Origin of the sequence: Roseovarius sp. THAF8 (assembly GCF_009363735.1) — a bacterium.
In the GTDB taxonomy this organism is placed as follows: Bacteria; Pseudomonadota; Alphaproteobacteria; order Rhodobacterales; family Rhodobacteraceae; genus Roseovarius.
The window spans coordinates 1,953,667-1,979,870 of record NZ_CP045410.1 but is presented as its reverse complement, the minus strand read 5'-3'; the positions used below and the strand labels follow the sequence as shown (position 1 = coordinate 1,979,870).

At 65.2% G+C, this 26,204-nt stretch carries 26 protein-coding genes; 10 read left to right on the top strand and 16 right to left on the bottom strand.

What is annotated here, in order from left to right; all coding sequences use genetic code 11:
* The first annotated feature begins 52 nt into the window (after nucleotides 1-52).
* The 3 genes from FIU85_RS09660 to FIU85_RS22000 all read left to right on the top strand — a co-directional run bounded on the left by FIU85_RS09660 (nucleotide 53) and on the right by FIU85_RS22000 (nucleotide 2,314).
* Nucleotides 53-697, top strand: a complete 645-nt coding sequence (locus FIU85_RS09660) for a ribonuclease HII (RefSeq protein ID WP_152496743.1) — start codon at nucleotides 53-55, stop codon at nucleotides 695-697.
* A gap of 93 nt (nucleotides 698-790) precedes the next feature.
* On the top strand, nucleotides 791-1,903 hold the full coding sequence (locus tag FIU85_RS09655; RefSeq protein ID WP_152496742.1) for a site-specific DNA-methyltransferase: 1,113 nt from the start codon (nucleotides 791-793) through the stop codon (nucleotides 1,901-1,903).
* Between the two features lie 267 nt (nucleotides 1,904-2,170).
* Nucleotides 2,171-2,314: a hypothetical protein gene (locus FIU85_RS22000; protein ID WP_172978853.1), complete on the top strand. Its 144-nt coding sequence runs from the start codon at nucleotides 2,171-2,173 to the stop codon at nucleotides 2,312-2,314.
* 52 nt (nucleotides 2,315-2,366) lie between these two features.
* Here FIU85_RS22000 and rfbA read toward each other — a convergent pair whose 3' ends face one another.
* The 5 genes from rfbA to FIU85_RS09630 all read right to left on the bottom strand — a co-directional run bounded on the left by rfbA (nucleotide 2,367) and on the right by FIU85_RS09630 (nucleotide 7,378).
* The gene (gene rfbA, locus FIU85_RS09650; RefSeq protein ID WP_152496741.1) at nucleotides 2,367-3,233 is read right to left on the bottom strand and encodes a glucose-1-phosphate thymidylyltransferase RfbA; all 867 of its coding nucleotides are present in this window, start codon (nucleotides 3,231-3,233) and stop codon (nucleotides 2,367-2,369) included.
* Nucleotides 3,234-3,287: 54 nt separating this feature from the next.
* Nucleotides 3,288-4,154, bottom strand: coding sequence for a dTDP-4-dehydrorhamnose reductase (gene rfbD, locus FIU85_RS09645; RefSeq protein WP_152496740.1), 867 nt, complete (start codon nucleotides 4,152-4,154; stop codon nucleotides 3,288-3,290).
* 91 nt (nucleotides 4,155-4,245) lie between these two features.
* Complete coding sequence (rfbB, locus tag FIU85_RS09640) at nucleotides 4,246-5,295, bottom strand: dTDP-glucose 4,6-dehydratase (RefSeq protein WP_152496739.1); 1,050 nt, start codon at nucleotides 5,293-5,295, stop codon at nucleotides 4,246-4,248.
* Nucleotides 5,292-5,858: a dTDP-4-dehydrorhamnose 3,5-epimerase gene (rfbC, locus tag FIU85_RS09635; RefSeq protein WP_152496738.1), complete on the bottom strand. Its 567-nt coding sequence runs from the start codon at nucleotides 5,856-5,858 to the stop codon at nucleotides 5,292-5,294. Before rfbC ends, rfbB begins: the two co-directional genes overlap by 4 nt.
* A 104-nt stretch (nucleotides 5,859-5,962) precedes the next feature.
* Nucleotides 5,963-7,378, bottom strand: coding sequence for a mannose-1-phosphate guanylyltransferase/mannose-6-phosphate isomerase (locus FIU85_RS09630; protein WP_152496737.1), 1,416 nt, complete (start codon nucleotides 7,376-7,378; stop codon nucleotides 5,963-5,965).
* 210 nt (nucleotides 7,379-7,588) lie between these two features.
* Here FIU85_RS09630 and FIU85_RS09625 point away from each other — a divergent pair, with 210 nt between their 5' ends.
* Genes FIU85_RS09625 through FIU85_RS09610 form a run of 4 tightly spaced genes read left to right on the top strand, consistent with a single transcriptional unit; the run spans nucleotide 7,589 to nucleotide 11,488 of the window.
* The gene (locus tag FIU85_RS09625) at nucleotides 7,589-8,554 is read left to right on the top strand and encodes a metal ABC transporter solute-binding protein, Zn/Mn family (protein WP_152496736.1); all 966 of its coding nucleotides are present in this window, start codon (nucleotides 7,589-7,591) and stop codon (nucleotides 8,552-8,554) included.
* A 4-nt stretch (nucleotides 8,555-8,558) separates the two neighbouring features.
* Nucleotides 8,559-9,353, top strand: a complete 795-nt coding sequence (locus tag FIU85_RS09620) for a metal ABC transporter ATP-binding protein (RefSeq protein ID WP_302849002.1) — start codon at nucleotides 8,559-8,561, stop codon at nucleotides 9,351-9,353.
* Nucleotides 9,354-9,359: 6 nt separating this feature from the next.
* The gene (locus FIU85_RS09615) at nucleotides 9,360-10,559 is read left to right on the top strand and encodes a metal ABC transporter permease (RefSeq protein ID WP_152496735.1); all 1,200 of its coding nucleotides are present in this window, start codon (nucleotides 9,360-9,362) and stop codon (nucleotides 10,557-10,559) included.
* Nucleotides 10,556-11,488 carry a metal ABC transporter permease gene (locus FIU85_RS09610; protein WP_152496734.1) on the top strand — a complete coding sequence of 311 codons (933 nt, stop codon included), beginning with the start codon at nucleotides 10,556-10,558 and terminating at the stop codon, nucleotides 11,486-11,488. The genes FIU85_RS09615 and FIU85_RS09610 overlap by 4 nt, the downstream gene beginning before the upstream one ends.
* On the opposite strand, the gene FIU85_RS09605 is transcribed toward FIU85_RS09610, so the two are convergent.
* A complete protein-coding gene (locus tag FIU85_RS09605; protein WP_152496733.1) occupies nucleotides 11,485-12,207 on the bottom strand; it encodes a 2-dehydro-3-deoxygalactonokinase in 723 nt (240 codons plus the stop codon). The two genes, FIU85_RS09610 and FIU85_RS09605, sit on opposite strands and share 4 nt — an antisense overlap.
* The gene (locus FIU85_RS09600; protein WP_152490949.1) at nucleotides 12,204-12,620 is read right to left on the bottom strand and encodes a TIGR01244 family sulfur transferase; all 417 of its coding nucleotides are present in this window, start codon (nucleotides 12,618-12,620) and stop codon (nucleotides 12,204-12,206) included. Before FIU85_RS09600 ends, FIU85_RS09605 begins: the two co-directional genes overlap by 4 nt.
* A gap of 158 nt (nucleotides 12,621-12,778) precedes the next feature.
* Here FIU85_RS09600 and FIU85_RS09595 point away from each other — a divergent pair, with 158 nt between their 5' ends.
* Nucleotides 12,779-13,066, top strand: a complete 288-nt coding sequence (locus FIU85_RS09595) for a hypothetical protein (protein ID WP_152490950.1) — start codon at nucleotides 12,779-12,781, stop codon at nucleotides 13,064-13,066.
* A 60-nt stretch (nucleotides 13,067-13,126) separates the two neighbouring features.
* On the opposite strand, the gene FIU85_RS09590 is transcribed toward FIU85_RS09595, so the two are convergent.
* The 4 genes from FIU85_RS09590 to FIU85_RS09575 form a co-directional block, all read right to left on the bottom strand.
* Nucleotides 13,127-14,137 carry a cytochrome d ubiquinol oxidase subunit II gene (locus FIU85_RS09590; RefSeq protein ID WP_152496732.1) on the bottom strand — a complete coding sequence of 337 codons (1,011 nt, stop codon included), beginning with the start codon at nucleotides 14,135-14,137 and terminating at the stop codon, nucleotides 13,127-13,129.
* Nucleotides 14,138-14,142: 5 nt separating this feature from the next.
* Nucleotides 14,143-15,519: a cytochrome ubiquinol oxidase subunit I gene (locus FIU85_RS09585; RefSeq protein WP_152496731.1), complete on the bottom strand. Its 1,377-nt coding sequence runs from the start codon at nucleotides 15,517-15,519 to the stop codon at nucleotides 14,143-14,145.
* A gap of 181 nt (nucleotides 15,520-15,700) precedes the next feature.
* Complete coding sequence (locus FIU85_RS09580) at nucleotides 15,701-17,050, bottom strand: aminotransferase class III-fold pyridoxal phosphate-dependent enzyme (RefSeq protein ID WP_152496730.1); 1,350 nt, start codon at nucleotides 17,048-17,050, stop codon at nucleotides 15,701-15,703.
* A 555-nt stretch (nucleotides 17,051-17,605) separates the two neighbouring features.
* Nucleotides 17,606-19,237, bottom strand: coding sequence for an ABC transporter substrate-binding protein (locus FIU85_RS09575; RefSeq protein WP_152496729.1), 1,632 nt, complete (start codon nucleotides 19,235-19,237; stop codon nucleotides 17,606-17,608).
* Nucleotides 19,238-19,409: 172 nt separating this feature from the next.
* Here FIU85_RS09575 and aroC point away from each other — a divergent pair, with 172 nt between their 5' ends.
* Nucleotides 19,410-20,513, top strand: a complete 1,104-nt coding sequence (gene aroC / locus FIU85_RS09570) for a chorismate synthase (RefSeq protein ID WP_152496728.1) — start codon at nucleotides 19,410-19,412, stop codon at nucleotides 20,511-20,513.
* Between the two features lie 122 nt (nucleotides 20,514-20,635).
* Here the strand turns inward: aroC and FIU85_RS09565 are convergent, their stop codons facing one another.
* The 5 genes from FIU85_RS09565 to FIU85_RS09545 form a co-directional block, all read right to left on the bottom strand.
* Complete coding sequence (locus FIU85_RS09565; RefSeq protein WP_152490956.1) at nucleotides 20,636-21,505, bottom strand: DMT family transporter; 870 nt, start codon at nucleotides 21,503-21,505, stop codon at nucleotides 20,636-20,638.
* 73 nt (nucleotides 21,506-21,578) lie between these two features.
* Nucleotides 21,579-21,866: an HU family DNA-binding protein gene (locus FIU85_RS09560; RefSeq protein WP_057790788.1), complete on the bottom strand. Its 288-nt coding sequence runs from the start codon at nucleotides 21,864-21,866 to the stop codon at nucleotides 21,579-21,581.
* A gap of 346 nt (nucleotides 21,867-22,212) precedes the next feature.
* A complete protein-coding gene (gene arsJ, locus FIU85_RS09555; protein ID WP_152496727.1) occupies nucleotides 22,213-23,493 on the bottom strand; it encodes an organoarsenical effux MFS transporter ArsJ in 1,281 nt (426 codons plus the stop codon).
* Nucleotides 23,490-24,488 carry an ArsJ-associated glyceraldehyde-3-phosphate dehydrogenase gene (locus FIU85_RS09550; protein WP_152496726.1) on the bottom strand — a complete coding sequence of 333 codons (999 nt, stop codon included), beginning with the start codon at nucleotides 24,486-24,488 and terminating at the stop codon, nucleotides 23,490-23,492. The genes arsJ and FIU85_RS09550 overlap by 4 nt, the downstream gene beginning before the upstream one ends.
* Nucleotides 24,485-25,330: a helix-turn-helix domain-containing protein gene (locus tag FIU85_RS09545; protein WP_152496725.1), complete on the bottom strand. Its 846-nt coding sequence runs from the start codon at nucleotides 25,328-25,330 to the stop codon at nucleotides 24,485-24,487. Before FIU85_RS09545 ends, FIU85_RS09550 begins: the two co-directional genes overlap by 4 nt.
* 146 nt (nucleotides 25,331-25,476) lie before the next feature.
* Here FIU85_RS09545 and FIU85_RS09540 point away from each other — a divergent pair, with 146 nt between their 5' ends.
* On the top strand, nucleotides 25,477-26,154 hold the full coding sequence (locus FIU85_RS09540; protein ID WP_172978852.1) for a Crp/Fnr family transcriptional regulator: 678 nt from the start codon (nucleotides 25,477-25,479) through the stop codon (nucleotides 26,152-26,154).
* The last annotated feature ends 50 nt before the right edge of the window (nucleotides 26,155-26,204 follow it).

Below are 26,204 nucleotides of genomic sequence, written 5' to 3'. Positions count from 1 at the left end.
TCGTGCGCCTCCCTTCTTTTCCTTCCATGAAAACGCGACTACTGAAGGGCCCATGAGCATAACCGTGCATGGGCCCCATTTTCAGTTCGAGACCGAGGCGCTGGCCGCTGGCGCGTTGCAAGTGGCCGGGGTGGACGAGGTCGGGCGCGGCCCTCTGGCCGGGCCGGTGACGGCGGCGGCGGTGATCCTGGCGCCCGGGCGCATACCCGAGGGGCTGAACGACTCCAAGATGCTGACGGCGAAGCGACGCGCGGCTCTGCACGACGCGATCCTGGAGGTGGCCGAGGTTTCGGTGGCCCATGCCAGTGTCGAGGAGATCGACGAGATCAACATCCTGCGGGCATCGCATCTGGCAATGACGCGGGCGCTGGCGGGGCTGTCGCGCCCGCCCTGCCTGGCGCTGGTCGATGGCAACCTTCTGCCCCGCGACATGCCCTGCGAGGGGCGCGCGATCATCAGGGGCGACGCGGTTTGCCTGTCGATTTCGGCGGCCTCGATTATGGCAAAAGTGAGGCGCGACCGCATCATGTGGGATTTGGCGCAACAGTATCCGGGCTATGGTTGGGAGACCAACGCAGGGTATGGCTCGAAAAGCCACATGGCCGCTTTGCAAAATCTCGGGCCGACCCCACACCATAGACGTTCGTTCAAGCCGGTCCACAATATCTTGTATCAAGAAAAAAACCTAACCGACTGATTCAAAAAGAAATTGACCGCGAATCCGCTTTGACTCATCCTTGGCGTCAACGACCAGAGCGCACAACAAGGCGCCGGGACAGAGGCAGAAAAGATGACGACAAAGACCAAGAAGGGCGTGGAAACGCTCCCGTTGAATACTGTCCTTGGTGGAGATTGTATCGAGGTCATGAACGGCCTGCCGGAAGGCAGCGTCGACCTGATATTCGCCGACCCTCCTTACAACCTGCAATTGCGTGGCGACCTGCACCGGCCGGACAACAGCCAGGTGGACGCGGTCGATGACGCGTGGGATCAGTTCGCCAGTTTCGAGGTCTATGACCGCTTCACTCGCGACTGGCTGAAGGCCGCGCGGCGTCTGTTGAAGCCCAATGGCGCGATCTGGGTGATCGGGTCCTATCACAACATCTTCCGCGTCGGCGCGGCGTTGCAGGACGCGGGTTTCTGGATCCTGAACGACGTGGTGTGGCGCAAGTCCAACCCGATGCCGAATTTCCGGGGAAAGCGGCTGACCAACGCGCATGAGACGCTGATCTGGGCGAGCCGGGACGAGGCGGCGAAATACACGTTCAACTACGAGGCGCTGAAATCGCTGAACGAAGGCATCCAGATGCGCAGCGACTGGGTGCTGCCGATCTGTACCGGGCACGAGCGGCTGAAGGACGAGCAAGGCGACAAGGCGCATCCGACGCAGAAGCCCGAGAGCCTGCTGCACCGGGTCCTTCTGGGCACGACCAACCCCGGCGATGTGGTGCTGGACCCGTTTTTCGGCACCGGCACAACGGGCGCGGTCGCCAAGATGCTGGGGCGCGAGTTCATCGGGATCGAGCGCGAGGCGGCCTATCGCAAAGTGGCCGAGAAACGGCTGTCTTCGGTGCGCAAATACGACCGCGAGGCGTTGCAGGTCAGCACCAGCAAGCGCGCCGAGCCGCGGGTGCCGTTTGGCCAGCTGATCGAGCGGGGCATGTTGCGGCCGGGCGAGGAACTCTTGAGCATGAACGGACGTCATAAGGCCAAGCTGCGCGCCGATGGCACGCTGGTGGGCGATGACGTCAAAGGCTCGATTCACCAGGTCGGCGCGGCGCTGGAAGGCGCGCCCAGCTGCAACGGCTGGACCTACTGGTGCATCAAGCGTGACGGCAAGCCGGTGTCCATCGACGTGTTCCGGCAGCAGATCCGGGCCGAGATGGCCGACCGCGCCAACTAGCCAGTCCCAGGACATTCAAGAACACCGCCGGTGCCTGTGGCCTGACACATGGCACTCACCTTGCCCCCGCCCCTGTTGGCGGGGGCTTTTTCATGGCGGTTACACCAGGCGCGTGAGGCGGGTTCTGTGGCGGGGGGTCACTACACTTGGAGATGGCAGTTCATGGGTCGTTGCGAGACCCTGGTATCGAGCGCCATTGGCGGGCCGCGGCGCGGCGATCCGACGGGGGGTCGGCAGCGCTTTATCCAAGCCAAATCCAAAACATGATTGAGCGATGCACCGAACGTCACCCAATCGCCGGGCCGTGGGGGCGGCACGGCGATGGCGCGTGGCCTGCGGCCTGACTCCGCGCTGGGGCTGACGCTCGCCTCCGTCGTGAACGGCGGCTTCGTCCCGCAAAGGAGACCTTGAAAACCAGGTGCCCGCGACACGCCAACCTCCGGAATGGTCATTGTTCCGAGGCTCAGAGAAGCCCCTTCAGATAGGCCCCGTAATTGGTCTTCTCGAACAGCCGCGCGCGCCGGGCCAGGTCCTCGGCGTTGATCCAACCCTGCTCATATGCGATCTCCTCGGGGCAGCCGACCTGCTGGCCCTGGCGTTCCGACAGCGTACGCACGAAGTTGCCCGCATCGAGAAGCGAGCCGTGGGTTCCGGTATCGAGCCAGGCATAGCCGCGGCCCATTTGCTGGACGGTCAGTTGCCCGTCGGCGAGGTACATGTCCAGAAGCGACGTGATCTCGAGCTCGCCACGCTCGGACGGCTGCACCCTGGCGGCCCGTTCGGGGGCGGTGCCGTCGAGGAAGTAAAGTCCGGTGACCGCGTAGTTCGAGGGCGGTCTGGCGGGCTTTTCGATGATCGTCTTCACCGTGCCGTCGGGGGCAAAATCGACCACGCCATACCGCTCGGGGTCTGCGACGCGGTAGCCGAACACGGTGCCGCCGGTTTCGATCGCGCTGGCCTCGGCCAGTTGTTGCGGCAGGCCGTGGCCGAAGAAGATGTTGTCGCCCAACACCATCGCAGACGGGGCGCCGGCGAGGAAATCCCTGGCCAGGATATAGGCCTGGGCCAGCCCGTCGGGCGAGGGTTGCTCGATATAGGTCAGGCTGAGGCCCCACTGGGCGCCATCCCCCAGCGTGCGGATGAACTGGGCCTGATCCTGGGGCGTGGTAATGATGGCAATCTCGCGGATACCGGCCAGCATGAGCACCGAGAGCGGGTAATAGATCATCGGCTTGTCATAGATCGGCAGAAGCTGTTTCGAGACGCCCATCGTGATCGGGTAGAGCCGCGTGCCGGAGCCGCCGGCGAGGATGATGCCCTTGCGTGTCATGCGCATCCCTCCGGGCGCGGGCCGGTCCCGCGGTCACGCAGGTGCGTCGTCAGATCAAGCATCTTGCGCCTCCTTCAGGGCCTTCAGAATGTCGTCGAGGCCGTCGCGCCAGTCGGGGCGGGACAGGCCGAATACGCTTTCGGTTCTGGTGCAATCCAGCCGCGAGTTCAATGGCCGGGCCGCCGGGGTCGGATAGTCCGCGGTGGGGATGTCCGTGACCGCGCAGTTCAGCCCGGCCTTGTCGAAGATCGCGCGGGCGAAATCGGCCCAGCTGACATCGGGCGCACCCGAGAAGTGGAAGGAGCCCGACAGCGCAGGATCGTGGCGCAGCGCGTCGCCGATACGCAGGCAGGCCGTCGCGATGTCGCGCGCGGGCGTCGGCCCGCCCACCTGATCGGCGACGATGGTCAGCGCGTCCCGCTCGGCCCCGAGGCGCAGCATGGTCTTGACGAAATTCGCCCCGTGCGCCGACACCACCCAGGAGGTGCGCAGGATGGCGTGGACGCCGCCGGCGGCCCGCACCGCCTCTTCGCCCGCCAGCTTGGTGCGGCCATAGGCGTTTTGCGGCGCGGTCGCGTCGGAGGGTGCCCAGGGGCGGGTGCCGGTGCCGGTGCCGGCAAAGACGTAATCGGTGGAAATATGAACGAAGGGCACGCCCAGCTCCGCCGCCGCGCGCGCCATCGCGCCGGGGGCGTCGGCGTTGATGACGTGGGCCAGCGCCTCTTCCTCCTCGGCGCGGTCGACGGCGGTGTAGGCAGCGGCGTTGATCACAAGGTCGGGACGGTGCGCGGCGATCGCGGCAGCGCAGGCGGCGGGGTCGGCCAGGTCTGCGCTGTCGCGTCCCAGAAACCTGGCGTCGGGTGCCGAGAGACGCAGTTCGGTTGCCACCTGGCCCGAGCTGCCGAAAACAAGTGTGCTCATCCGTCGTGCTCCAATTGCGTTGACCCGGCTGACGGGCCCCCGCGTCGATAGTCCCTGACGCGCGGTTCTGCCAAACGGTTTGTCCCGGGGCCTATCGCACGCCCCCTGCGCCAAGACGTTGCCCGACGCCGTCGCGGGTCTGCAATGCGCGCCACCACGCCTCGTTGTCCAGATACCACTGCACGGTCCGCTCCAGCCCTTCTTCGACGGTGACGGACGGGCGCCAGCCCAGTTCCTGCCGGATGCGCGTGGGGTCGATGGCATAGCGGGCGTCGTGGCCGGGGCGGTCGGTGACGAAGGTGATCTGATCCGCGTAGGAGCCGCTGGCCTTCGGGCGCTTGTCGTCGAGGATCGCGCAGAGAGACTGGACCAGTTCGAGATTCGTGCGCTCGTTCTCGCCACCGATGTTGTAGCTTTCGCCAACGACGCCTTTCGCCAGCACGGTCAGCAGGGCGTCGGCGTGATCCTCGACATAAAGCCAGTCGCGCACGTTTGATCCGTCGCCGTAGATCGGCAGCGGCTTGCCGGCCAGCGCGTTGAGGATGATCACCGGGATCAGCTTTTCCGGGAAGTGGTAGGGGCCGTAATTGTTGGAACAGTTGGTGAGCACCACCGGCAAGCTGTAGGTTTCGTGCCAGGCGCGCACCAGGTGGTCCGAGGCCGCCTTGGAGGCCGAGTAGGGCGAGCGCGGATCGTAGGGCGTGGTCTCGGTGAACATGCCGGTCGGACCGAGCGAGCCAAAGACCTCGTCGGTCGAGATGTGATGGAACCGGAAGGTCTCGGGGCGGCCCCGGACCTCCCAATAGTCGCGAGACGCTTCGAGCAGGGTGTAGGTGCCCATGACATTGGTGTCGATGAACGCACCCGGTCCGTCGATCGAGCGGTCGACATGGGATTCCGCGGCCAGGTGCATGATCGCGTCGGGCTGGTGTTCGGCCAGGGCGGCATCGAGCGCGGGCCGGTCGCGGATGTCGGCCTTGACGAAACTGTATCCGGGATCGGAGGCCACGGGGGCCACGTTGTCCAGGCAGGCGGCATAGGTCAGGGCATCGAGGTTCACCACCGCGTGGCCGCGCGCGATGGCCAGGCGCACCACGGCCGATCCTATGAATCCGGCGCCGCCGGTCACGAGCAGCTTCATGGCGCACCCGTCCAGACGAAGGGGCTGTCGAACTCGGCCAGGCGCGGCGCGGCCGCGTCCTTTTCCGACAGAACCGCGTCGCCGGAAAGGTTCCAGTCGATGCCGATATCGGGATCATCGAAGAACACCGCGCCATCGCATTCGGGCGCATAGTAATCGCCGCATTTGTAGACGATTTCGGTGGCGGGTTCGCGCGTGGCGAACCCGTGCAGGAAGCCTTCGGGGATCAGAAGCTGCAGGCCGTTCTCGAAGCTGAGGTCGTAGCCCAGCCATTGCCCGTAGGTGGGGCTGCCCTTGCGGATGTCGACGACCACATCGAACAGCCGCCCGCGCCCGCAGCGCACCAGTTTGGCTTGGGCGTGGGGGGGTGACTGAAAATGCAGACCGCGCACCGTGTCGGCCTGCTCTGACAGCGAATGGTTGTCCTGAACGAAGTCGATTTCGATTCCATGGGCCGCCAGCGTCTTGCGACTCCAGCTTTCACTGAAGAAGCCGCGCGAGTCGCCGAAGCGGGCCGGCTCGAGCAGCAATACGCCCGGCAAGGCAGTTTCGGTGATGTTCACAGGCGCGCCTCCGCTTGAAATCGTTCCGGTAGTATCAGCCGATCGGGACGATGTCACGACGCGACGATGGCACCTTTGCAGCGGTAAAGACGGCCGCTACGGGCCTATGACCGCGCATATACGTCCTCGTAGCGGATGATGTCATCTTCGCCCAGGTAGCTGCCGGTTTGAACCTCGATCAGGACCATTGGCACCTTGCCGGGGTTTTCCATCCGGTGGACCGCGCCAAGCGGGATGTAGACCGACTGGTTTTCCGTGATCAGCTCTTCCTTGCCGTCGATCGTCACCTTGGCGGTGCCCTGGACCACGATCCAGTGTTCGGAGCGGTGGTTGTGGCTTTGCAGGCTGAGCGCGGCGCCGGGATGCACGTGGATGCGCTTGACCTGGAATCGCTTGCCACGCGCGAGGCTTTCGAACCAGCCCCAAGGGCGGTGGTCCTTGGGAAACTGCGTTGCTTGCGCGGCGGACTTTTTCTTCAGCGCGTCGACGGCTTTCTTCACACTTTGAGCCTGCGAGGCGTGTGCCACCAGGACGGCATCGGGCATGGCGACGGCCACGATATCCTTGAGACCGATGCCGACCAGTTCGAGCCTGTCGGATTCAGAACGCAGAAGCGTGTTTTCGCACTCCAATGCCGTGGCGGGGCCACTGGTGGCGACACCTTTTTCATCCTGTGGGCTTTCGCGCCATATCGCGTCCCAGCCGCCAAGGTCCGACCAGCCGTGCGACAGCGGAACCACCGACAGGTTCTTCGAGCGTTCCATGACAGCGAAGTCGATCGAGATGTCCTCGGCGCGCGCCCAGGGCTCGGGCGCGAGGCGAAGGAAGCCAAGGTCGGGCTGTGCGCCCTCCAGTGCCGCGCGAACGGGTTCCACGAGAGTCGGCGCACTGGCGTCGAAGGCTGTCAGGATATCGCTGGCGCGGAACAGGAAGATCCCGCCGTTCCACAGGTGACGTCCATCGGCCACCATCTCGGCTGCCCGCGCGGCATCAGGTTTTTCGACGAACCGCGAAAGGGCCACGGGGGTGGTGCCGTCCGGCTCTGCGGCAAGCTGGAGATAGCCGTAGCCGGTTTCGGCATAGCTGGGGGTGATGCCGAACGTGACCAGATCGCCCTTGAGCGCGGCAGGCACGCCGGCTTGCACGGTGGCGCGAAAGGCCTCCGCGTCGTTGAACGCGTGATCGCACGGCGCGACGAGCATCAGGGCGTCCGGGTCCTGTTTCGACAGGTAAAGCGCGGCGGCAAGGATGGCCGGAACGGTGTTGCGCCCATCGGGTTCCAGCATGATCGTGCCGGGATCTATGCCGACCTCCTGCAACTGCTCCGCGACAATGAAGCGAAAATCGGATGCGGTGATCACCAGGGGCGCGGTGTAATCCCGGCCCGACAGACGCTGCGCTGTCCGCTGGAAAAGCGTGCCCTGATCCCAGACCGGCGCAAATTGTTTCGGGTAGGATTTCCGGCTGAGCGGCCAAAGCCGTGTCCCGGACCCGCCGCACAAAAGCACTGGTGTGATCATGTCGCCTTACCTTATTTTCACCATTAAGGATCGTTCAGTCGAAACCGAAATCTTGCCGATCCGCTATTACAGCGCAAGACGTGACACTTACAGTCCGCGTTTTCGCTATTTTCCGTTCCCGTCGCGGCGGATTGGGGCACCGCACCGGGTTGACTTTTTGAGAATGACTTGCATAATCATTTTAAGCGCCTCAAAGAGAGTCCTGAAATCATGCAATTGTCTCGCCGAAATCTGTTGATCACCTCGCTGTCTGCCGCTGCTCTGGCCGGGACGCCGCTGCGGGCGCAAGGCGCGGCTCTGTCAGTGGTTGCCACAACCGGGATGATCGCCGACGCCGCGCGGCGTGTCGGAGGCGACCTCGTGGAGGTCACGGCGCTGATGGGTCCGGGTATCGATCCGCATTCCTATCGCCAGACCCGAACCGACATCCAGGCCGCCCTGCGCGCCGACGTGGTTCTTTGGCACGGGTTGTACCTCGAGGCGCAAATGGAGGAGTTCCTGCTGAAGCTGGACGAACGCGGGACCGCGGTGCCGGTGGGCGAAAGCGTGCCGCGGGACCGGCGGATCGCGCATGAGGATTACGCCGACAAGTTCGACCCGCATGTCTGGATGGTGCCCGAACTTTGGGCTTACGTGGTGAATGGCGTCCGTGACGCGTTGAGCGATGTGGCGCCGGATCACGCCGATCAATTCGCGGCGAACGCAGCCGCCTACCTGAAGGAACTGGACGCCCTGGCGTCCTATGCGCACCGCGTGCTGGAGACGGTGCCGTCTTCTGCTCGCGTCCTGTTGAGCGCGCATGACGCCTTTGGCTATTTCGGCGAGGCCTATGATTTCGAAGTCGTCGGGATTCAGGGCATCTCCACGGAGTCGGAGGCCGGGCTGAACCGGATCAGGACATTGGCCGATATGCTGGTGGAACGCGGCATCGGGGCGGTGTTTGTCGAAACCTCCGTCAGCGACCGCAACGTGCGCGCCCTGATCGAAGGGGCGGCGGCGCAGGGCCACGAGGTGAAGATCGGGGGTGAACTCTATTCCGACGCGATGGGTGCGCCGGGCACGTATACCGGCACCTATATCGGGATGATCGACCACAATGTCACGACCATTGCCCAGGCGCTGGGCGGCGAGGTGCCAGACCGCGGCATGCAGGGCAAGCTGGCGGAAGGGAGCTGAGGCGGTGACCGTGAAGGTGGTAACGACCGAGGCCGAGCGCGAGGATCGCGATGCGCTGGCGGCGAGCCCGCTCGCGGTGCGTGGCCTGACCGTGTCCTACGGGGAAAAGCCTGCCGTGTTTTCCCTGGATGCGACGTTTCAGCAAGGCGCGATGACGGCCATCATCGGGCCGAACGGCGCGGGCAAGTCGACGATGCTGAAGGCCGCGCTGGGGATCGTCAAGCCAGTCTCCGGGCGGGTCACGGCGTGGGGCGAGGCGCTCGAAAAGATGCGGGCCCGGATCGCCTATGTGCCGCAACGGGCCAGCGTGGACTGGGATTTCCCCGCGCGGGTTCTGGACGTGGTGTTGATGGGCCAATACCGGGACCTCGGCCTGCTGGGGCGGATAAGAACCAAGCACATGCAAGCCGCGCTGCACTGTCTCGAGCGCGTGGGTATGGACGGCTTTGCGGACAGGCAGATCGGGCAATTGTCCGGCGGTCAGCAACAGCGGGTGTTCCTGGCGCGAGCCCTGGCGCAGGATGCGGACCTCTATCTTCTGGACGAGCCTTTCGCGGGGGTCGATGCCGCGACCGAGACGGCGATAATCTCCGTGCTGAAGGACCTGCGCGGACTGGGCAAGACGGTGGTCGCGGTGCATCACGACCTGTCGACGGTCACCGAGTATTTCGACCGCGTCTTCGTCATCAGCACCAGCAAGATTGCCGAAGGGTCGGTGGCCGATGCCTTTACCCGCGCCAACCTTCAGGAGGCGTATGGCGGACGGTTGGCCACGGCCCAGATGGGCGCCTTGGGATAATTCGCGATGGTTTGGGACGCACTGACGCTGCAACTTGGATACAACGCCACGCTCGTGACGCTTGGCGCCGCCTTGCTTGGCATGGCCGCCGGCGCCACGGGCACGTTCCTGTTTCTGGGCAAAAGGGCGCTGGTCAGTGACGCGATCAGCCATGCGACCCTTCCAGGCGTCGCGCTTGCCTTCGTCGCGATGGTGGCACTGGGCGGAGACGGCAGGGCGCTGCCGGGCCTTCTGGCGGGATCGGCCCTTTCGGCGGCGGTCGGCCTCTTGTGCGTCAGCGCCCTGACCAACAGGACGCGGCTGTCGGAGGATGCGGCGATCGGCGCCGTCCTGTCGGTGTTCTTCGGGTTCGGTATCGTTCTTCTGACGGTGATCCAGTCGATGAGTTCCGGGCGGCAGGCGGGGTTGGAGAGCTTTCTGCTGGGGTCGACGGCAGGAATGTTGCGGCAGGACGCGGTGGTGATCGCGTCCGGCGGCGCAATCGTGCTGCTGCTGGTTGCCGCGCTCCGGCGGCCCATGACGATGGTTGCGTTCGACCGCGTGTTCGCGGCGAGCCTGGGGGTCAATGTTCCGCGGGTCGAGCTGGCGATGATGGGCCTGGCGCTGGCGATCACCGTCGTGGGCCTGAAGGTCGTGGGATTGATCCTGATTGTCGCGCTGCTGATCATTCCGGCGGTCGCGGCACGGTTCTGGACCGACCGGGTCGGACGGGTCGTGATCCTGGCCGGCGTGATCGGCGGGCTGTCCGGTTACGCGGGCGCGGCATTCTCGGCCACGGCGCCGGCACTGCCCACGGGACCGATCATCGTCCTGGTGTCCTTCGCCCTGTTCACCCTGTCCCTGTTCGCGGCGCCCAATCGCGGCGTTCTTGCCGCGGTTCTGAAACATCAGCGGTTCCGGGTGCGGGTCCATGAGCGGCAGGGCTTGCTGGCCCTCGCCCAGGGGCAACTGATCTACGAGGGCCTGACGCTGCGCCTGATGCAGCGCCGGGGGCTGATCCGGGCGGATGGCGTGGCGACCGAGCTGGGACAGGCGCAAGCGGCACAGGCCCTGCGCGACGAGCGGCGCTGGCAGGTGTTGCGCTCGAACCCGGCCTATGAGGAAGCGGCGGCAAGCTATGACGGGCTGACACCGCTGGACGATGTCCTGACGCCGGATCAGCTGGGTGCGCTGGACCGCGAGTTGCGGCCGAAGGGAGTGTCGTGATGGGCGAGGAATTCGTTGTTCTGTCCCTGGCGCCGATGCTGATCGGCATCTTTGCCGCCGTGGCCTGCGCGATACCCGGCAATTTCCTGTTGCTGCGGCGACAGGCGCTGATCGGCGATGCAATCAGTCACGTGGTTCTGCCGGGGATCGTGGTGGCCTTCCTGGTGACCGGCGTGGTCTCGGCCTGGCCCATGATGCTGGGCGCGGGCGGCGCATCGCTTGTGGCGGTCGGCCTGATCGAGGCGATCAGGCGGCTGGGCGGGATCGAGCCGGGCGCGGCGATGGGCGTGGTGTTTACAGCGATGTTCGCAGGCGGTGTCCTGTTGCTGGAACAGTCGGACACCTCTTCGGTCCATCTTGATGTCGAACACGCGCTTTATGGCAATCTTGAAAGCCTGATCTGGCTGGATGCGCAGGGTTGGGCGTCGCTTTGGGACATCGGCGCGTTGCGGGGCCTTCCGCCCGAGTTGTCCCGGATGGCCCTGACCCTGGTGCTGGTGATCGCGCTGACATGGGTTTTCTGGCGACCGCTGAAACTGTCGACCTTCGACGAAGGGTTTGCCCGCACGATGGGCCTGCCCGTCAGCCTGATCGGGTTGGGACTGGTCGTGGTAGCAGCCATCGCGGCGGTCGCGGCGTTCGACGCGGTCGGCTCGATCATCGTGATCGCCATGTTCATCTGCCCGCCCGCGGCCGCACGGATGGTCACCAACGGCCTTGAGGCGCAGGTGGCATGGTCGGTCGGTTTCGCCGTGGTCTCGGCGGTGTTGGGCTACGTGCTGGCAGGCTACGGCCCGCTCTGGTTGGGATTTGACGATGCGGTCAGCGCGGCAGGCATGATCGCGACAGTTTCGGGGGCCATCCTGGGGCTGGCCGCCGCGTTCGGCCCCTGCCGCCACCGGAGCGGCGCCAGCGCGTCGGCATCTTAGCCGTCTGTCAGCCCCAGCGCGCGGCTCAACGCCGCAAGCCCGGATGCGACGAGATCGCCGGGCGCCAGCGCTGTGGCAGGCACCCCTTGTGCGGCAAGGGCGGTCATGTGTGGCGCAGGTTTGGCAGAGATCACCAACACTTCCTGTCCCAGCCAATAGGGTCGGGTGGCGGCCAGTTCAGCGCCCAGAAGATGACCTGTCAGCGCCGCGCGGTCGCCCGAGATTTCCGCCTGACGCAGATGCGCGGCAAGGCGCTCTGGCCGGCTCAGCGTGTCTGCAAGTGCATCGGGATCGGCTGATGCGGTACCGCCGAGCGCGGTCACGAGGCGTGGGGTGAGAACCGTCTGGACGCTGACCGCTTCGCCGGCGCTGATGTGGATCCAGTGCGTCACGTCGGATTGCGTGGCGCATATCACGCCGTCCCAATGCACGCGGCTTGCCAGCGCACCGGCGATCCACAGACGCACGCTGGCGCTGATGATGTCGGGCGGGGTGGCCTGTTCGAGCGCGCTCAGGGTATCGCCGGTCTTCGGCAGGATGCCGGTGGGCAACCGATCGGGAGGTCCGTCCCCCAGCCGTACCATGCGCGGTGCGTCGCCAAGCTCTGCCAGCACCGCCTCCTCGGAGGATCCGGTGGCATGTCTCAGGACGCGGTCGCCCTCGACAAGGTATCCGCACTGGCCGGCGTTATCGGGAACGAGCGCGATCCAGCGGGTCATCGCGCCTGCATCTGGCGCACCAGCGGGGCCACGTCGTATCCCGCCTTGGCGGCGCGGTCGATGATCTCGCTGTCGTCGCGACGACCGTGTTCGACCGCGGCCCAAAGCATGGTGCAGCGCGTCCCGCTTCGGCAATAGGCCAGGATGGGCTTGGGCAGGTCCTTGAGCGCCGCGTCGAATTCGGCCAGCGCTTCGGGGGTGATCATGCCTGAGATGATCGGAATGCTGCGGATTTCCAGGCCCTCGGCCTTCGCCGCCTGCTCGATTGCCTCGAATTCGGGCTGGCCGAATTCTTCGCCATCGGGGCGGTTGCACAGGATGGATTGGAACCCCGCGCCGGCGATCTCCTTGATGTGGGCCGCATCGATCTGTGGCGAGACCGCGAATTCCTTGGTCAGGGGGCGAATGTCCATGGCTTGGCTCCTGTTCCGATGGGCCCATATGGGCGCAAACGGGGGCGGATTTCAATGCTGGCCTTGGATGTTTGCGGCCTGTCGGCACGCACGCCCGATCCGTGCTATAGTCCGAGTCTCACGGTCATTGACCGCACTGAATGGGAGGATCGACCAACATGACGGACAAGGACGCCTACACCAAGAAGCTAGAGGCCCAGATGAAGGAATGGCAGGCCAATATCGACAAGCTGCGGGCGCAGGCCGAGAAGGCGCAGGCCGATTCCCAGATCGAGTACGAGCGACAACTCAAGGATCTGCGCAGCCGCCGCGATGAACTTCAGGAAAAGTTGAGCGAGTTGCAGAAGAACCAGTCGGCGGCCTGGAATGACATCAAGGCTGGGGCGGACAAGGCGTGGGACGACATGTCCAAGGCGATGCAGGATGCGTGGAAGCGGTTCGGCTGACCTGTCGCGGCACGCTTTGCAGCTCGGCGCCGACGGTTCCGGACCGTCGGCATGTCCGGGTCAGTCGTAGCGCAGATCGGTCGCCTTGCCGCGAAAAACCACGTAGGACAGAACAGTGTATCCGATGATCATCGGCAGCACGAGCAGGGTGCCGACCAGGATGATCATCAGGCTTTCCGGTGCGCTGGCCGACTCGTAGAGGGTCAGCCGCTCGGGCACGACGTAGGGATAGAACGAATACGCCATGCCGACGAAGCCGAGCGTGAAGAGCGCAATCGTGAGGCTGAATGGCAGGAACGAAAGCGCGTCGTTTTCCCTGGGAAGCGTTCTGAGGACCCACCACAGCGCCAGGAGCAGTCCCGCGGAAACAAGTGGCAACGGCGCAAGCAGGTAAAGCTCGGGGAAAGAGAACCATTTTTCGAAGATGCGGGCGCTGACATAGGGCGAGCCCAGCGACACCGCCCCGAGCCCGAGCACGACACCCCAGATCCCGCGTCGGGCCCAGTGGATTGCCTTGACCTGAAGGTCGCCTTCGGCCTTGAGGATCATCCACGTGGCCCCGATGAAGGAATAGGCCACCGTCAGAAAAACCGCGGTCGTCGCGGCGAAGATCAGGGTAAACGGGCTGATCACAAGGCCCATGACGTAAAGACCCAGCATGAAGCCCTGCGACAGCGAGGCCATGAGGCTGCCCCAGAAGAACGACAGGTCCCAGAGCCGCTTGCGCCGCGCCGGCGCCTTGGCGCGAAACTCGAACGCCACGCCGCGCAGGATGAGCCCCACCAGCATCACCGCGACCGGCAGGTAGAGTGCCGTCAGCATGACCCCGTGGGCGGCGGGGAACGCGACCAGCAGGATCCCGATGGCCAGCACCAGCCAGGTTTCATTGGCGTCCCAGAACGGCCCGATCGAGGCCACCATCCTGTCCTTCTCGGTGTCCGTGGCAAAGGGGAACAACACGCCGAGGCCCAGGTCGAAGCCATCCAGGCAGACATATACCAGGATAGAAAGCCCCATCAGGCCTGCGAAGGTGAAGGGCAGCCAGGTTGCCGGGTCTCCGAAAGCGTCCATGGGGGCTACTCCGCCGGGGTCGGGTTCATGCCGGGCACGTCGGGCCGGCCGCGTTTCTTCGCATATTGGCCGTTCCGGGCGAGGTAGAACAGCACGCCGATATAGGCGACCAGAAGCGCGACATAGACCGTCAGGTAGACTGCCAGCGTCGTGGCGACCATCGGGCTGGGGACATCCGCCACTGCCTGCTCGGTCGTCATGACGCCCGTCACTAGCCAGGGCTGCCGGCCGATCTCGGTCGTGTACCAGCCGGCGAGGGTTGCAATCCAGCCGGAGAAGGTCATCGGGACCAGCGCCCAGAGGAGCGGTTTCGGCAGTCCCTCGGGACCGCGACGCCGATAGATCATGAAGGCGGCCGCGGACCAGCTGAGCACCAGCATCGTGAGGCCGGTGCCGACCATGACGCGGAAGGCATAGAAGACGGGCGCGACAGGCGGGTGGGTTTTCCCGCCGTCGTCGGTGACGAAGTCGTCGAGACCGGGAACGACGCCATCCGCGTGATGCGTCAGGATAAGAGAGGCAAGGTTCGGGATGGCGATCTCGTAGTGGTTCTCGCGCGCCGTCTCGTCGGGGATGGCGAACAGCACGAGAGGGACGTTCGGCCCGGTCTCCCAGTTGGCCTCCATCGCGGCGACTTTCGCGGGCTGGTGTTCAAGCGTGTTGAGGCCGTGAAAGTCGCCGGCAAGGATCTGCAAGGGGATCAGCAGGGCACCCAGCCCGATCCCCGTGACCACGGCGGTACGCACGTCCCCGGCCCGGTCCCCGCGCAACCAGCGATAGGCGGAGATACCGGCCAGCAGAAAGGCGACCGTCAATCCCGAGGCAAGAAGCATGTGCACGACGCGATAGGGCATCGACGGGTTGAAGATGATTGCCCACCAGTCGGTTGCATGGGCCACGCCTTCGCGAAGCTCGAACCCGGCGGGGGTATGCATCCAGCTTGACAGAACCAGGATCCAGAAGGCCGACATCGTGGTGCCGAAGGCCACCAGGAACGTGGCCAGCGTGTGCAACCATCCGGGCACGCGCGACATGCCGAACAGCATGATGCCCAGGAACACCGCCTCGAGGAAGAAGGCGGTCATCACTTCGTAGGCCAGCAGAGGTCCGGCGATGTTGCCCACGGTTTCCATGAAGCCGGGCCAGTTGGTGCCGAACTGGAAGGACATCGTGATACCGGACACGACGCCCAGACCGAAGCTGAGGGCGAAGACCTTGACCCAGAAGCGATAGGCGTCCATCCAGCGGTCTTCCCCGCTGCGCGTATATCTGAGCTTGAAGTACAGCAGCACCCATCCCAAGGCGATCGTGATCGTGGGGAACAGGATGTGGAAGGAAATGTTTGCGCCGAACTGGATGCGCGAAAGTATGAGTGTGTCCATTGTCCTCGCGATGCCTACATGCTTGCAGGCCGCCCTGGCTGTGTTGTCACAGACCTAGGGCAAAAACCGCGGATTTCCGCTGGTTGCGACCAGAGGGCGCAGCAGGCGACGGAACCTGTGCGAATGGCGCCGGCAAGGCGGCAGGTGCAGCTTACGGCAGGCGCTGGCCTGCACGCTTGGGTCAGGCTGCCGCAAAGCCCGTGTCCAGCGCGGAAAGAACCTGGTCGATTTCGGCTTCCGTGATGATCAGGGGCGGTGACATCAGAAGGTTGTTGCCGCCGATCCTCACCATCGCGCCGGCCTCGTACGTGGCCTGGTGGACCTTCTTGACGGTCGCCGCGTCCATCGGCGTTTTCGCGGACCTGTCGCTGACCAGTTCGATCCCGGTCATCAGGCCGTGGCCGCCGCGGACATCGCCGATGATGTCGTATTTCTCCATCAGGCGCTGCACGCCCTCGAACAGCTGTGTCCCGCGCTCTGCGGCGTTCGTCTTGGTGTCCAGCCGCGTCGTCTCGGACAGGCAGGCCACAACGGCGGCGGCGCCCACGGGATGTGCAGAATAGGTATAGCCGGTCCAGATCGCGCCACTGGCGTCGGCGGTCTCGAACACGTCCGCGACCTTGTCGCTCAGCAACACGCCGCCCACGGGGAAATAGGCGCTGGTGATGCCCTTGGCGACGGTCATCATGTCGGGCTTCACGCCCCAGTGGCGGGCCCCCGACCAGTCGCCGGTGCGTCCGAAGCCGCAGATCACCTCGTCCGAGATCATGAGGATGCCATAGCGGTCGCAGATATCTCGCATGTGCTTCATGAAGCTGGCGTCTGGCACGATGACGCCGCCGGCGCCCTGGATCGGCTCCATGATGAAGGCGGCGATGGTGCTGGGGTCCTGAAACTCGATCTCGTCCACCATGGCGGCGGCGATTTTCTCGGCGAGCTTGGCCGGGTCGGTCTCATGGTAGGGGTTGCGATAGGTGTAGGGGCTGGGCAGGTGGAAACAGCCGGGCAAAAGCGGCTCGTAGGTGATGCGGAAGCGGTTGTTGCCGTTCACCGACGCGCCGCCCCAGTGGGTTCCGTGATAGCCCTTTTTCAGCGACAGGAACTTGGTGCGCGTAGGCTCGCCCCGCAGGCGGTGGTACTGACGGGCCATGCGCAGGGCCGTGTCGACCGCGTCGGACCCGCCGGAGGTAAAAAAGACGCGGGCCATGCCGTCCTCGGCGAAGAATTCCTGCACGGCATAGGAGGCCTCGATCGCGGGCGGGTTCGAGGTGCCGGCGAAGGCCGAGTAATAGGGCAATTGCCACAGCTGATCGGAAATGGCCTGCTTGATGGCGTCGTTGGAATAGCCAAGGTTCGTACACCACAGCCCGCCCACGGCATCCACCACGCGGTGCCCGTCGATATCGGTGATCTCGACACCCTCGGCGCTCTTGATGATGGTGGGCGCGTTCTGTTGCTGCTCGCCGGGATGGCCCATGGGATGCCACAGGTGGCGTGCGTTCATCTCGCGCAGGAAATTGTCGTCTTTCATGGGAGCCCCCGTCACTGAGTCGCGGATTTGATCAAACGTGGCACCACGGCGGGGTTCTGTCCAGTGACCCCAAAGGGTGAGGGGCGCAAAAGAAAGGGGGCCGTTGGTTCGGCCCCTCATTCCCTCCTGCCGCGTTGTAGGATCACCGCGCCGGGTGTGTTTCTTCCCGTCCGGTCGTGGTGTGCCGCGATATGTGGATCGCGGCGAATTCGCATGGTGGTTGGATGTTGCCGCGGCGCGTGACCAAGGCGGTATCGCCTGACCACATGGTCGCGGGCCGGATCATGCCGCTTCCGCCGCGTGGGTGCGCGGTGCCGTTATGAAAATGTGCCTCAGTGCCGTCCGCAACACGGCGTCCCCCGATGCCGGCACGGGTCAAGTCCCTGTCCCCGTGCGTTGGAATGCAGTTTTACAAGGTATAGGCGAAGCGATTCGTTTCGGTCAATCGTCGGCGATTCGTTTTTCCCGCGGTTTCGGCTAAGCGGTGGGCGCGACTCGAAAAAAAGTTTCGAGCTTCGGAACGTCGCCGAGGCGCGCGCGACGCTCAAGGAGCGCTCAGGTGTCGAGCCAGACGGTCTCGAACTGCATTTCACGCGCCTGGTGCACATGGTCGTTCTTCACATGCTTTGCGAAATGCTTGGTCTGATTGCGCCAGAACGGCTGGACGATCACGCCGCTGTCGCGCAGGCGGGTCTGCAGAATGGCGGAGTACTCGCGCCGTTTCCGCGCGTCGAAGACCCCGAGCGCCTGGTCGAGGATGGCGTCGAAGTCCGGGTCGGAATGCGCGGTCTCGTTCCACGCCGCGCCCGATCTGTACGCGAGCGCCAGAACCTGCACGCCCAGCGGGCGGGGGGCCCAGTTGGTGGTCGAGAACGGGTATCGCGTCCAGTCGTTCCAGAAGGACGACAAGGGGACCACCCTGCGTTTGATGTTGAAGCTCGCCTCGGACAGCATCGCGCCGATGGCGTCGGCGGTCGCGGTGCGCCAGTCGCCGTCGACCGAGATGAGCTCCAGTTCGGTGTCGCCGTGCCCGGCGGCGCGGGCCATCTCGATGGCCGCGGCGGGATCGGTCGCCTTCGCGGGGATCGCGGCATACTCGGGATGAAATGGCGCCACGTGATGGTTCTGGGCGACGAGACCATCGCCGTCGATGCCCAGTTGCAGGACAAGGTCGTTGTCCACTGCCAGCTGGACCGCGTTGCGCAACTCCTTCGAGGTGTAGGGCGCGGTGTCCATGCGCATCCGGGCCACGATGGTGGCGGCCGTGGGCATACTGCTTCTGACGAGGTCGAGATCGTCCAGCGCAGTGGCGATATCCTCGGTGGTCTCGTCGTTGACGTCGATCCGGCCCGCGTCGAAGGCCGTGACCATGGCCGCGCTGTCGGTGCCGAGGTCGATGAACCGGATACCGTCGAGATAGGCCTCGCCGCCCCACCACGCACCGTTTTCGCGGCGCTTCACCTCGGCCCCCGCGCCGGCATCGAGCGAGACCAGTTCGAACGGGCCCGTGCCGATGGGGCTTTGCGCCAGGTCGCTGTCGTCACCCTGGCTGCGGTGCACGATCAGGGCGGGATAGTCCGCCATGCCGGCAATCAGCGAGATGTCGGGGCGGGGCAGGGTCAACCTTATGGTGTGGTCATCGAGCTGCGCCATCACGCCATCGGCCAGCCGGCCCGTGTCGCTGTCGATCAGCGCGGCCATGGGGGCCGCCATCGCGTTGCCTTCGACCGAGGTGTCGCACCACCGGATGATGTTGTGAACGACGTCCTCGGCGGTGAAATCGTCGCCGTTGTTCCAGGTCACGTCCCGGCGCAGGTGGAGCGTGTAGGTGCGCGCGTCGTCGGACACGTCCCAGCTCTTCAGCAGGAGGCCGGAGAAACTGTAGTCGGCATTCCAGCGCACCAGCGGCTCGCAGAACTGGCGGGCGAGATTGCCTTTCTCGGTCCAGTCGAACTTGCGCGGGTCGGTGATGTCGAGCACGCGCATCGCCACGCGCAGAACGCCGCCTTTGCGCCCCTCCCCCTGCTGTGCCAGGGCGGGGCGCGATGCACCCAGCAGGCCATGGGCGGTGGCGGCACTGGCCCCCAGGGTCGAGGCAAGCGCGATGAATTCGCGGCGGTCCATCAGGCCGGCGCGGGTGTCGCGGGCCAACTGGCGCAGGCGGCACTTTCGGGTCTTGCCCGTCATGGGGGCGTTCCTTGGTCTGCTGGGCGGACGGCTTCAATGGCCTGCCCTACTATGAGGCGCCATGGCGGATTGTAAATCGGCGACGCGCCCCGGGGGCGCTGTGCCATGCGCCGCGAATTCGCTTGAGACGGCAGGGGCGCACGGGTAGATCAGGCGCCAAAGGAGGAGCCGCATGAGCCTCAATACGTTCGGACATCTGTTTCGCGTCACCACCTGGGGCGAAAGTCACGGGCCCGCCCTTGGCGCGACCGTGGATGGTTGCCCGCCGGGCATCGCCGTGGACGAGGCGTTTTTGCAGCAGTTCCTCGACAAGCGCCGCCCGGGGCAGAGCAAGCACACCACGCAGCGCAAGGAACCCGATGCGGTGAAGATCCTGTCGGGGGTGTTCGAAGGGCAGACCACGGGAACGCCGGTGCAGCTGATGATCGAGAATACCGATCAGCGGTCCAAGGACTACGGCGAGATCGCCCAGACCTTCCGGCCCGGCCATGCCGACATCACCTATCACCAGAAATACGGGATCCGCGACTATCGCGGAGGCGGGCGCAGTTCTGCGCGCGAGACGGCCGCGCGGGTGGCTGCAGGCGGGCTGGCGCGGGCCGCGCTGGCAAGCCTTGCGCCGGGGCTTCAGGTGAAGGGTTACATGACGCGGATGGGCGAGGTCACGATCGACCCCGACCAGATCGACTGGGACCAGATCGACCGCAACGATTTCTTCCTGCCGGACGCCGGGGCGGTGCCGGTGTGGGAAGATTACCTGCAAGGGATCCGCAAGGCGCAGAACTCGGTCGGCGCCGAGATCGAGGTGGTGTGCCGCGGGGCGCCCGCCGGGCTTGGGGCGCCGGTCTATGGCAAGCTGGATACGGATCTGGCCGCCGCGATGATGAGCATCAATGCCGTCAAGGGCGTGGAGATCGGCGAAGGCATGGCGGCGGCGCGGCTGACCGGCGTCGACAATGCCGACGAGATTTTCATGGGCGAGAATGGCCCGGAATACGGCAGCAACCATGCGGGTGGCATCCTGGGCGGGATCTCTACCGGGCAGGACATCGTGGTGCGCTTTGCCGTCAAGCCCACCAGCTCGATCCTGACGCCGCGCTGGTCGATCCGGATGGATGGCAGCGCGACCGAAGTGGTCACCAAGGGGCGGCACGACCCCTGCGTCGGCATCCGCGCGGTGCCGGTGGCCGAGGCGATGATGGCCTGTGTCGTGCTCGATCACCTGCTGTTGCATCGCGGGCAGGTCGGCGACGGGCCGCGCGGTGTGATCGGATAGCTCAATTGTGCGGCTGCGCCGCGCAGGTTTGATTGGGTGAGGGGCTTCGCCCCTCGCGCCGAAACGGGGTTTCGACGCTCACCCCAGGATATTTCCGGCCAGAGGAAGAGACGGGCCGGTGCTCAGGTATCTTGCTGGCGCGACAGTTGCACGGCGAGAATGCCTGCGGTGACCACCAGCACGCCGATTATATCCCAGAACCCTAATGCTTCGTTAAGCACGAGGGCGGCGATGGTGACGCCGAAGAACGGGGTAAGGAAGTGGAAGGTGGCGGCCTTGACCGCGCCGATGCGGTTGACCAGCGCGAACCAGACCAGCGTGGCGGCCAGGCCCGGGATCAGCGTGGTGTAGACGAAGGCGGCGATGAAGGGCCAGGACCAGGCGATTTCGAGCGTTTCGGTCGACAGCCCGACAATGCCCAGTGCAACGCTGCCGACCAGCATTTGCAGGCCGACGATCATCAGGAAGTTGCCGCCCGAGGTGGCGCCGCGCACCATCAGGGTGGCGAAGGTGAGGGCCACGACGCCACCGATGCAGAGCATGACGCCGTAGAGGTCGGCGCCGCCCTGAAGCCGTGTGCCCATGATCAGCGCGACGCCGGCCATGCCCGCGGCGAGGCCGGCAAAGCCAAGCGCGCTGACGCGCTGGCCGAGGATCAGCCAGCTGGCGAGGCCGACGAGCAGCGGCATGGAGGAGGCGATGATGGCGGCAAGCGAGGCCTCGACCGTCTGCATGGCGACGAAGTTGAGGCCGAGATAGAGCGCGTTCTGGCACAGGCCGAAGACGATCGTGGCGCGCCATTGCGCGGGCGTCAGGCGCCAGGACTGACCCAGGGCGCGGGCGATCAGGACGCCCAGGAGGCCGGAGATCAGGAAGCGCAGGGCGAGCGCCGTCACGGGGGGCGCGGCGGCGACGATGATGCGCGCGGAGGTGAAGGCGCTGGACCACATCACGGCAAAGGCCAGTCCCATGAAAAGCGCGCGAAAATCCATGATTTACTCGTCCTCGAACTGAAAAGGGCCGCCGGTGAGGCGACCCTTTCCGAAACCTGGCAGGATTACAAGGTCAGCCGTTGACGCTGTCCTTGAGGGCCTTGGCGATCGTCATCTTGACGACCTTGTCGGCATCCTTGTGGATCTGCTCGCCGGTGGCGGGGTTGCGCACCATGCGGGCCGGGCGCTCGCGGCAGTAGATCTTGCCGACGCCGGGAAGGGTGACGGCGCCGCCGTTGGACACTTCCTTGGTGATGATCTCGATCATGGAGTCGAGGGCGCTGGTCGCGGTTTTCTTGTCGCTGCCCATTTCTTCGGCGAGGGCCGCAACGAGCTGGGTTTTGGTCATCGGTTTTGCCATTTTCTGGTCTCCTTCAACTGCCCGTTTCTTGGGCCTCCTGCGCGGGATTTAACTGTATCTTGTAGGCAAACACAACAAATAGTGTAGCAAAACAAGGCCGATTTCGGCTGTTTGGGCCTGTTTTTTTGGTGTCCGGACCGTTTTACACAAGATTCAGGGACCTTCAACGCGCAAACGGCGATGCCGGATGCCGGGCGGGGAATCGCCAATGAAACATGGTTAAAGGGGCCGGGAGGGCCGAAAACCCATGTCGGTATCGCGTCGGTATCCGGGTGGTATCGCGACGGTGCGCCTGACTTGATCTGCCGGGGTTAACGGGCCGGACGCGGTTGACGGGAGGCTGAGGCTAGGTGGCGGGGCGTTCCTGGCCCAGGCCCGGATCGAGGCGACCGGAGGCCAGCGCGGCGCCCGCGACCATGGCGGTCGCGGTGCCGAGCATCAGGGGCAGGCCACCCGTCTGGTAGGTGAGGCCCGAGAGCACGGTGCCGGCAAGGCGACCGCCGGCGTTGGCCATGTAGTAGAAGCCCACGTCCATCGTCACCCGCTCGGCCCGGGTGAAGGCGAGGATGAGGTAGGAGTGCAGCGAGGAATTGACCGCGAAGACGCCGCCGAAGACCAGCAGGCCGGCGACGAGGGTGACGGTGAGCCAGGGCTGCGGGCCGGAGGACGCGAGCGCGGCGACGGTCAGGATGGCGGGGACGGCGGCCAGCGCCCAGGCCCAGGAGCGGGCGGCGGAGACCAGATCGGCCTCGGGGCGCGAGGCGGCGCGCAGGAGGCGGGGGGCGGCGGCCTGGACCGCGCCGTAGAGGATGACCCAGACGGCCATGAACGTCCCGATGAGGAAGAAGGCGGCGCGGTTGCCCTCCTCGGTGCCGTCCGACAGCACGGCGTAGAAGTAGATCGGGATGCCGACGACGAACCAGACGTCGCGGGCGCCGAAGAGGAAGACGCGGGCCGCCGACAGCCAGTTGACGTTGGGGGACTTGGAAAACACCTCGGTGAACTTGGCGCCCTTGCGGCCCCTGGGCAGGCCCGGGGGCATGGCGAGAAGGACCGCCACGAGGATGAGGGCAAGGATCGCGGCCATGCCGAGCACCGCGCCGGTGAAGCCGATGAGAGCCAGGAGGGCCGCGCCCAGCAGGAAGCCCAGCCCTTTCACGGCATTCTTGGAGCCGGTGAGCACGGCAACCCAGCGGAAGAGGCCGCCGCCTGTCGTGGGGGCGAGGAGTTTGACGGCGGATTTGGAGGACATCTTGGCGAGGTCCTTGGCCACGCCGCTGGCGCCTTGCACGACCATGACGAAGGCGACCGAAAGGCCGATGGCCCAGTCGGGATCGAGCTGGGTGAGGGCCAGGAGGGCCAGCACCTGTATCCCCAGACCGGCATAAAGCGTGGAGGTCAGGCCGAAGCGGGCGGCGATCCAGCCGGCGGCGAGGTTGGTGACCATACCGGCGATCTCGTAGAGGACGAAGAGATAGGCCAGTTGGACAGGGGAAAAACCAAGCGTGTGGAAATGCAGAAGCACCAGCATCCGCAACGCTCCGTCGGTCAGCATGAAGGCCCAGTAGGCCGCGGTGACGGCGATATAGGCCGAGAGGCCCTCGGGGCGGGCGGAGGCCTGTGTCACAGCGAGGCGCCGACCATCAGGGCCACGTCGACGAGGCGGTAGGCATAGCCCATCTCGTTGTCATACCAGGCGTAGATCTTCACATGGGTGCCGTTGACCACCATGGTCGAGGGCGCGTCGACGATGCCCGAGCGGGTGTCGTTGGTGTAGTCGGCGGAGACGAGCGGGCGTTCCTCGTAGCCGAGGATGTTTTTCAGCGAGCCTTCGGACGCGGCCTTGAAGAGGCTGTTGACCTCTTCGGCGGTGGTCTCGCGCTCGACCTCGAAGACGCAGTCGGTGATCGAGGCGTTGAGGAGCGGCACGCGGACGGCGTGGCCGTTCAGGCGGCCCTTGAGTTCGGGGTAGATCAGCGTGATGGCGGTGGCGCTGCCGGTGGTCGTTGGGATCATCGAGTTCAGCGCCGACCGGGCGCGGCGCAGGTCCTTGGCGGGACGGTCGACAATGGTCTGCGTGTTGGTGACGTCGTGGATCGTGGTCATGGAGCCGTGTTTGATCCGCAGGTTCTCGTGGATGACCTTGACCACAGGGGCGAGGCAATTGGTGGTGCAGCTGGCGGCGGTGACGATGCGGTGGCGGGCGGCGTCGTAGATGTCGTGGTTGACGCCCATGACGATGTTGGCCGCGTCGCCGTCCTTGACCGGGGCGGAGACGACGACCTTTTTCACGCCCGCCTCGAAATAGGGGGCGAGCTTGGCCTCGGTCTTGTAGACGCCGGTGCAGTCGATGACCACGTCGACGCCATCAAGAGGCAGCGCCGACAGGTCCTTGGTGCCGATGAAAGACAGGCGGGTGCCGTCGATGGTGACGCTGTCGGAATCATGGGCAAATTCGGCGTCCCAGCGGCCGTGCACGGTGTCGAATTCCAGAAGGTGCGCGTGCATCTCTGCATCGCCCACGGCGTCGTTGATCCATGCGATTTTCGCACCGCGTTCCAGCAGAGGTTTCAGGATCAGCTTGCCGATGCGGCCCAGCCCGTTGACGGCGTAGGTGGTCATGCGGAGGCCCCGCTGTTGATGTTGGCGATGTCGTCCACGGCCTTTTGTAGGGAAATCCGGTCGAGACTGTCGAGTGACAAGCTTGTAAACGCCTTGATGCGGTTCTGAAGCGCGCCGTAGGCCTGTTGGAAGGCGAGCGCTTTTTGCGCGTCGGTCCCTTCGGCTTTCACCGGGTCGGGCATCCCCCAGTGGGCGCTGACGGGCTGGCCGGTCCAGGCCGGGCACTCCTCGTTCGCGGCCTGGTTGCAGACGGTGAAGACGAAGTCGAATTGCGGGGCGTCGGGCCCCTGGAAGACCGAGACGTTCTTGGCCTCGAGCACCGAGGTGTCGTGGCCTTTCTGTTCCAGCACATCGAGGGCGAAGGGGTTTAGTTCGGACCGGGGTTTGGTGCCCGCCGAATAGGCGTTGAAGCGGTCGCCCGCCTCGGCGCGCAGGAGGCTTTCGGCAAAGATCGAGCGGGCGGAATTGCCGGTGCAGATGAAGAGCACGTTGTATTTGCGGTCGGTCATTTGGGGAACTCCGAGAAGGGTGTGGAGGGAGGTGGTGGAACAGGCATCGGGGCGGCCGCGGCAGCAATCGCCGATGAGATAGTCTAGGGTCTGTCGTATCGCTGTCATGTCGACGCTGTAGCGCAGGGAGGTGCCCTGCCGCGTGCGCGTTATCAGCCCGGCCTGCGCCAGTGCGTTCACGTAGGTGGAAAGCGTGTTGGGCTTGAGGTCGAGCGCATGGGCCAGTTCGGTCGCCGGGACGGCATCGGGGTAGCGCCGCATCAGAAGACGGAAGACCGCCATGCGCTGGGGATGGCCGAGGGTGGCGAGCCGGTGGGGAATCAATATTTCCATACTTCATGAAGTATTGAAATAATGAGCGGGATGCAAGGCGTGTCTTGCGGCCCGCGACCCGATCCCGGCCTGGCGGTGAACCATGGAGCTATGCCGTGCGTTGGCCCGACATGTCGTTTGCAACGAACAACAGGGTCTTGCGCTCTTTGAGCGCGTCGACGCGGGAGGCGGTGGGCGCGCGGTGCGAACCTGTGGCGCTAAAGGCCGGCGATGTCCTGCACCGGATGGGCGATACGACCTCGGCCGTCTATTTTCCCGAGACCGCGGTGATTTCCACGCTGGCGTCCTACAGCGACGGGAGCGGGGTCGAGATGGCGAATGTGGGACGCGAGGCGTGCAGCGCGCTGAACCTGATCCTGCGACATCCAAGGCAACTGGCCGCGGACGAGGTGCAGATCGCGGGCCGGGCGCTGCGCTTGCCGGCAGAGCGGTTCCGGGAGCTGAAATCCGAGTATCGGGATTTCGAGAACGCCCTCTTTTCGGTCGTGCAGTCGGTTCTGTACCAGGCGATGGTCTCGGGCGCGTGCAACGCGGCGCATGAGGCCAAGCCGCGGCTGGCGCGGTGGCTGCTGACGATGGGGGACCGGACCGACGGCAACGAGATGCGGCTGACCCACGACTTTCTGGCGCAAATGCTGGGCGTGCGGCGGGCGACGGTGACCAACGCCGCGCTGGACCTGCAGTCGCAGGGGCTGATCAAGTATGCGCGCGGGCGTCTTGAGATCACCGATATCAAGGGGCTGCGCGGGGCAAGCTGCGAGTGTTACGACCTGGTGCGTTCGGCCAATGCGGAGCTGCTTCCCGATAAGAGGAGCGGTGATTGACCTGTGGATTTGAGGTGCGGTAGCGTACAGAAAGCGAGCGATCCATCCTG